Origin of the sequence: Photorhabdus bodei, from assembly GCF_003287735.1 — a bacterium.
GTDB lineage: Bacteria > Pseudomonadota > Gammaproteobacteria > Enterobacterales > Enterobacteriaceae > Photorhabdus > Photorhabdus kayaii.
Genome location: NZ_NSCM01000043.1, coordinates 35,312 through 43,421 on the forward strand (window position 1 = coordinate 35,312; position 8,110 = coordinate 43,421).

Sequence of the window (8,110 nt, forward strand, 5' to 3'; positions counted from 1 at the left end):
ATCGGCTGGTGTGTGGATGGGGCAGAAGATAAACCAAATATATTGACCGGGTTGTCATCGGTGGTGCCGATGGTTGTTGAGGTGGCGTTTGATAAGCCGTGGCCTGTGGTAGCTGACTGGATGGATAACGAGCTTGTCCGATTGGCGCGGCACCGCACATTTAGTCGTGATCTTCTTTCCCGTTCTCCTTCACTGCGGTCTATCCCGGAATTAAGAACAAGCCGACCATGGCAGATCGCCGTTTCTGTAATACAGGATGACAAATCGTGTCATCAGACGGTAGCCGGCGAATTATTGACGTTCCAGATGAATGCGCAAGGCGGTTTTCGCTGGATCTATGATGAAAATCGTCTGAGCCCAGAAGTTATTCGGCGGATGAGTGAACATTTGCAGGTGCTGGCGTCATCAAAAAGGATGAGTGATGAAACCCCCGTGGGGCAGCTTAATTTGTTGCCTGAGGCTGAACGTAGGTTGTTACTGGAAACCTGGAACGCTACTAAAACCACGTATCCTGAGGCGTTATGCATTCATCAGTTGTTTGAACAACAGGTGGAGAAAACCCCAGAGGCAATGGCACTGATAGCGGGAGATAAAACTTTCAGTTATATGGAACTGAATACCCGCGCCAATCGGTTAGCTTGTCAGCTCATTGAACTGGGGGTGTGTCCCGGTGATCATGTTGCGTTTCTGCTAGCGCGCTCGATGGAACTGGTAGTGGCACAATTGGCGATTCTCAAAGCCGGTGCTGTTTACGTGCCGATAGATCCCAGTGTGCCGGATGAACGGAAAAATTGGTTGATAAGTGATTGTTCCGCCAAATTGCTGCTCGCCGACACACAGGCGGATATTCCGACTAACCTGGCTGTGCCGCTGCTTCGTCTCTCGGATGAGACAGACTCGGGCGGCGAAGAAGATCGCATCAATCCTGACTTACCGCGTTCCAGCGCCGAGTTAGCGTATATCATGTACACCTCCGGTTCTACCGGGACACCCAAAGGAGTTTTGGTGCCGCATCGTGCGGTAGTCCGGCTGGTTATCAATAATGGCTATGCAGAAATTGGACCGGATGATCGGGTGGCTTTTGCCGCTAATCCGGCGTTTGATGCCAGCACGTTTGAAGTCTGGGCACCGTTGCTGAATGGTGGCGCATTAGTGGTGGTTGATCACGCCACTTTGCTGACGCCGCAGGCGTTTGTACAAGCTTTACAAATTCAGCAAATAACGATTTTGTGGTTGAGTGTCGGGTTGTTTAACCGTCTGGCAGCGGAACTGTCACCGGTTTTGCCGCAGATAAAGCTTCTGATTGTCGGCGGAGATGCGCTTGATCCCCATGTTATCGGCCAGGTACTGAACACCAGTCCGCCGCAACAGCTATTAAATGGCTATGGGCCAAGTGAAGGCACCACCTTTACGGCAACATACCGAATCAATGCGGTCGCACCGGGAGCGACCAATATCCCGATCGGTCGACCGGTAGCCAACACGCGGGTTTATCTGTTGGATGCTTATGGTCAGCCGGTGCCGTTAGGGGTGGTCGGAGAGATTTATGTGGGTGGAGATGGGGTGGCCTGTGGTTATCTTAATCGGCCTGAATTGACCGCCGAGCGTTTCCTTACCGATCCGTTCAGTGATAACCCGAATGCTCGCCTGTACCGCACTGGGGATTTGGCGCGTTATCTGCCGGACGGCAATCTGGAATTCTTGGGCCGAAACGATCAGCAGGTTAAAATCCGCGGCTTCCGCGTTGAACTGGGGGAAATTGAAGCCCGGTTAGCAGAGCACCCAGCGGTGCGTGAAGCGGCGGTGTTGGTACGAGGGGAAGGGCAGGATAAACGGCTGGTGGCCTATGTGGCGGCGGAAGCCCATGACGGGTTGACGAACAGTCTGCGTGCTCATCTGCAAGCTATTTTGCCTGACTATATGGTGCCGTCAGCCTTTGTGCGGCTGGATGCGTTTCCGCTAACGCCGAACGGTAAATTGGATCGTCGTGCACTACCGGCGCCTGACAGTGAAGCCTTTGCCCGTCAGACTTACGAAGCGCCTCAGGGAGAAACAGAAATTGCGCTGGCGGCGATTTGGCGTGAATTACTGGGAATTGAGCAGATAAGCCGGTATGACAGCTTTTTTGCTCTGGGTGGTCATTCGCTACTCGCGATACGGGTGGTTGAACGCTTGCGTCACTTGGGACTGACACTGACGGCGCGTGATCTGTTCCAATCGCCGGTGCTGTCAGATCTGGCTCAAACGTTGGGACAGCATCAGGCTGTGATCGTACCGCCTAACGTTATTACGCCAGCAACTACGGCGCTGACGCCGGCGATGTTGCCGCTGATTGATTTGACTCAGGCTGACATTGACCGCATCGTCGGGCAGGTGCCGGGCGGGATCGCTAATATTCAGGATATCTATGCTCTGTCGCCGTTGCAGGACGGTATTTTGTTCCACCACTTACTGGCAAACGAAGGTGATCCGTATCTGTTGACGGGGCAAATGGCTTTTGCTGATCGGGCTCTGTTGGATCGTTATCTGGCGGTGGTGCAACGGGTGGTTGATCGCCACGATATCCTGCGTACTGCTTTTATCTGGCAAGGATTGTCAGTCCCGGCACAGGTGGTCTGGCGTCAGGCCACTTTATCGGTGACTGAACTGACATTAAACCTGGTTGATGGTCCGGTCAGTGAGCAGTTAATCCGGCAGTTTGATCCGCGTCATCATCGTCTCGACCTGAACGAAGCGCCGTTATTGCGTTTTGTGGTGGCGCAGGAAACCGATGGCCGTTGGATACTGCTGCAATTATTGCATCACCTGATTGGCGACCATGAAACGATGGAAGTGATGCACCGCGAAGTCCAGACGTATCTAATGGGTCAGGAGGAGAGCCTGCCTGTTCCGGTACCTTTCCGCAATCTGGTGGCTCAGGCCCGACTGGGGGTAAGTCAGGAAGAACATACCCGTTTCTTTACCGAAATGCTGGCGGAGGTGGATGAACCGACGCTGCCATTCGGGTTGACAGAGGTGCACCGCGACGGCTCACAGGTGACGGAATCCCACCGGATGTTGGCCCCTGAGTTGAATGATCGTCTGCGCGGTCAGGCTCGGCGTTTAGGGGTCAGTCTGGCGGCATTGTGTCATTTGGCTTGGGCACAGGTGTTGTCGCGTACCAGTGGTCAGGAACAAGTGGTGTTCGGCACCGTGCTGTTTGGGCGTATGCAGGCAGCGGATGGCGCCGACAACGGCATGGGGTTGTTTATTAATACCTTGCCATTGCGGTTGGATATCGATGAAACCCCGGTACGGGAAAGTGTACAGGCTGCCCATGCCCGATTGGCTGGATTATTAGCGCATGAGCATGCGTCACTGGCGCTGGCTCAGCGGTGCAGTGGGGTTGCCAGCGGTACGCCGCTCTTTAGTGCCTTGCTGAACTATCGGCATAATGCCTTATCGGCAGCATCAGATGAACTGATTGGCGGTATTGAATTCCTTGGCATACAGGAGCGAACTAACTACCCGTTAGTGCTGTCAGTGGAGGATTTTGGCGATGCTCTGGGACTGACCGCTCAGGTAGTGCAACCGTTTGAGTCAGAACGGATATGCGGCTATATGCAACGGACGCTAGAAAGTCTGGTGGAGGCTCTTGAGCAAGCCCCGGATATGGCTGTTCGGGCATTGGAAATTCTGCCAGAAGCGGAACAGACGTTGCTGTTAAAAAGCTGGAACGCCACGGAAACCGCCTATCCTGATCAGTTATGTATCCATCAGTTGTTTGAACAACAGGTGGAAAAAACGCCTGACGCGATAGCATTAGTGTATGAAGATCAGACCCTTGGTTATGCCGAATTAAACGCCCGCGCTAACCGGTTGGCTCGTCAGCTCATCGAACAAGGGGTGTGTCCCGGTGAGCATGTTGCGCTTTTGCTCGCTCGATCGGTGGAACTGGTGATAGCCCAATTGGCAATTCTCAAAGCTGGCGCTGTTTACGTGCCGATAGATCCCAATGTGCCGGATGAGCGGAAAAACTGGCTAATAAGTGATTGTGCAGCCAAGTTACTGCTCACCGATACGCGGGTGGATATTCCGGCGGATCTGGCTGTGCCGCTGTTTCGTCTCTCGGATAAGACAGATACAGACAACGAGGAAGATCGCCTTAACCTTGACTTACCGCGTTCTAGCACTGAGTTAGCGTATATCATGTACACCTCTGGCTCTACCGGGATACCTAAAGGCGTATTGGTGCCGCATCGTGCGGTGGTCCGGCTGGTGATCAACAATGGCTATGCTGAAATCGAACCAGATGACCGAGTGGCCTTTGCCGCTAACCCTGCTTTCGATGCCAGCACGTTTGAAGTCTGGGCGCCGTTGCTTAATGGTGGCGCGTTAGTGGTCGTTGATCACGCCACTTTGCTGACGCCGCTAGAGTTTGTACAGGTTTTACAAGTTCAGCGAATTACTGTTCTGTGGTTGAGCGTCGGATTGTTTAACCAGCTAGCAGAGGAATTGTCTCCTGTTTTGCCGCAGATAAGGCTCCTGATTGTCGGCGGAGATGCCCTTGATCCGCATGTCATCGGTCAGGTACTGCGCACGAGTCCGCCACGGCAGCTATTAAATGGTTATGGGCCGAGTGAAGGCACCACCTTTACGACCACATACCGTATCAATGCAGTAGCACCGGGAGCGACCAACATCCCGATTGGCCGACCGGTAGCCAACACGCGGGTTTATCTATTGGATACTTATGGTCAGCCGGTGCCGCTGGGGGTGGTCGGGGAGATTTATGTAGGTGGAGATGGGGTGGCTTGTGGTTATCTTAATCGGCCTGAATTGACCTCCGAGTGTTTCCTTGTCGATCCGTTCAGTGATAACCCGGACGCCCGTATGTACCGCACCGGAGATTTGGCGCGTTATCTGCCGGACGGCAATCTGGAGTTCTTGGGCCGTAATGATCAGCAGGTTAAAATCCGCGGTTTCCGCATTGAACCAAAGGAAATTGAGGCCCGGTTAGCCGATCACCCAACGGTGCGTGAAGTGGCGGTGTTGGTACAGGGGGAAGGTCAGAATAAACGGCTGGTGGCCTATGTGGTGGAATCAGAGGATGACGGGCTGGTGGACAGCCTGCATACTCACCTGAGCACTATTTTACCTGACTATATGGTGCCAACGGCCTTTGTGCGGCTGGATGCTTTTCCGTTGACGCCAAACGGTAAGTTGGATCATCGGGCGTTACCGGCACCGGACAATGAAATTGTTGCCCGTCAGGTTTACGCTGAGCCCCAGGGAGAAACAGAAATAGCGCTGGCGGCGATTTGGCGTGAATTATTGGGCATTGAGCAAATAAGTCGGTATGACAGCTTTTTTGCCTTGGGTGGTCATTCGTTGCTCGCTGTACGCATGATTGGACGCTTGCGTCACTTGGGATTGACACTGACGGCGCGTGATCTGTTCCAGTCGCCAGTGCTATCAGATCTGGCGCAAACATTAGGACAGCATCAGGCTGTGAAAGTGCCACCTAACGTCATTGTGCCAGCAACCACAGAGTTGACGCCGGCAATGTTGCCGCTGATTGATTTGGCTCAGGCTGATATTGACCGCATCGTCGGACAAGTGCCGGGCGGAGTAGCCAATATTCAGGATATCTATGCGCTGTCGCCGTTGCAGGATGGCATTTTGTTCCACCATTTGCTGGAGAATGAAGGTGATCCCTATCTGTTAATCAGTCAGATGGCCTTTGCTGACCGGGCGCTGTTGGATCATTATCTGGCAGCGGTTCAGAGGGTGGTTGATCGCCACGATATTCTGCGTACCGCTTTTATCTGGCAAGGATTGTCAGTTCCGGCGCAGGTAGTCTGGCGTCAGGCCACCTTATCGGTGACGGAATTGACACTAAACCCGATTGATGGTCCGGTCAGTGAGCAGTTAACCCAGCGTTTTGATCCGCGTCAGCATCGTATTGATTTGAGGGAAGCACCGTTATTACGTTTTGTGGTGGCGCAGGAAACCGATGGCCGTTGGGTTCTGTTGCAACTGCTGCATCACCTGATTGGCGACCATGAAACGATGGAAGTGATGCACCGTGAAGTGCAGGCGTATCTGGCAAGTCAGGAGGAGAGCCTGCCTACACCGGCACCTTTCCGTAATCTGGTAGCGCAGGCCCGATTGGGGATGAGTCAGGAGGAACATACCCGTTTCTTTACTGGCATGTTAGCCGGGGTGGATGAACCCACGTTACCGTTCGGGTTGACGGAAGTGCATCGTGATGGCTCGCAGGTGGCTGAATCTCACCGGATGCTGGCGCCTGAGCTAAATAACCGTTTGCGCAGTCAGGCCCGACGTTTGAGTGTGAGTCTGGCGACCTTGTGTCATCTGGCTTGGGCACAGGTGTTGTCGCGTACCAGCGGGCAAGATCAAGTGGTGTTCGGCACGGTGCTGTTTGGGCGTATGGCGGCGGGAGACGGGGCTGACAATGGCATGGGGCTGTTTATTAATACTTTGCCGTTACGGTTGGATATGGATGAGACCCCGGTACGGGAGAGTGTGCGGGTTGCCCATACCCGATTGGCCGGATTATTGGCGCATGAACACGCATCACTGGCGCTGGCCCAGCGTTGCAGCGGCGTGCAGGGTGAGATCCCCCTCTTTAACAGCTTGCTGAACTATCGGCACAATACTTTGCCGGTAACGTCAGATGATTTGATGAACGGTATTGAGTTTCTTGGCGCACAGGAGCGGACCAACTATCCGTTAATGCTATCGGTAGAAGATTTTGGTGATGCTCTGGGGCTGACGGCTCAAGTAGTGCGGCCGTTTGAGCCGGAAAGCTTGTGCGGTTATATGCAGCAAGCGCTGGAGAGTTTGGTGACAGCGCTGGAACAGGCCCCGCAAATGCCGGTACGACAGTTGGAAATTCTGCCGGAAGCGGAGCGGACCTTGTTGTTAACAACTTGGAATGCCACGGAAGCCGCTTATCCTGACCAGTTGTGCATTCATCAATTATTTGAACAACAGGTGGAGCAAACCCCTGACGCGACAGCGTTAGTGTATCAAGAGCAAACGCTCAGTTATGCTGAATTAAATGCCCGTGCCAACCGCCTGGCCCATCAACTTATCGCACTGGGCGTCGTACCTGACCAACGGGTAGCGATTTGTGTGACGCGTTCACCGGCAATGGTGGTGGGATTGTTGGCGGTGATGAAAGCGGGCGGAGCTTATGTGCCGCTAGACCCGGCTTATCCTGGCGCACGTTTGGCTCATATTCTGACCGATGCTGCTCCGGCCGTGGTGCTGGCAGATGAAGCTGGCTGGGTTGCACTGGGTGAGGAAGCGCTGACCGGACTCGTGGTGCTGGACCCGAATACCTTGCCTGAACAGCCGGACAGTAACTCACAGGTACCTGCGCTGACTTCCCGGCATCTGGCCTATGTGATTTATACCTCCGGCTCCACGGGGGTGCCCAAAGGGGTGATGATTGAGCACCGCAATACGGTTAACTTCTTGCACTGGGCGCAGCAGGCTTTTGAAACGGAAGCGATCCGCGAGGTGCTTTTCTCAACGTCGATGAATTTCGACCTGTCCATTTTTGAATGTTTTATGCCGTTGTCCCGTGGCGCGGCGATTTATCTGGTGGAAGATGCGCTGTCATTGATGCAGCATGCCCTGCCGGTGACCTTGATCAACTCAGTCCCGTCTGCGATGAAACCGTTATTGCAGGCTCAGGCGCTGATGGCGTCGGTTCATACTGTCAATCTGGCGGGAGAGCCGCTTAAAGGCGCTTTAATTAAACAGATCTTCCAGGAAACACAAATAGAGCGGTTATGCAATCTCTATGGACCCTCTGAAACGACAACCTATTCTGCCTGGTTACCGATACAGCGGGGTGACCGGATTATTGAAAGTATCGGGCGTCCGATAGCCAACACCGGCCTTTACTTACTGGACGCGTATGGTCAACCGGTGCCGTTGGGCGTGGTGGGGGAAATGTATATCGGGGGGGCGGGCGTGGCGCGTGGCTACCTCAATCGCCCTGACTTGACGGCGGAACGTTTCCTTATCGATCCGTTTAGTGATAAGCCGGATGCCCGTATGTACCGCACCGGAGATTTAGCCCGTTATTTGCCGG

1 pseudogene is annotated in these 8,110 nt (G+C 54.0%); it reads left to right on the forward strand.

From position 1 onward, the window contains the following. Positions 1-456 precede the first annotated feature (456 nt). Positions 457-8,110: pseudogene (locus tag CKY02_RS18565) on the forward strand (non-ribosomal peptide synthetase); the annotation flags it as partial.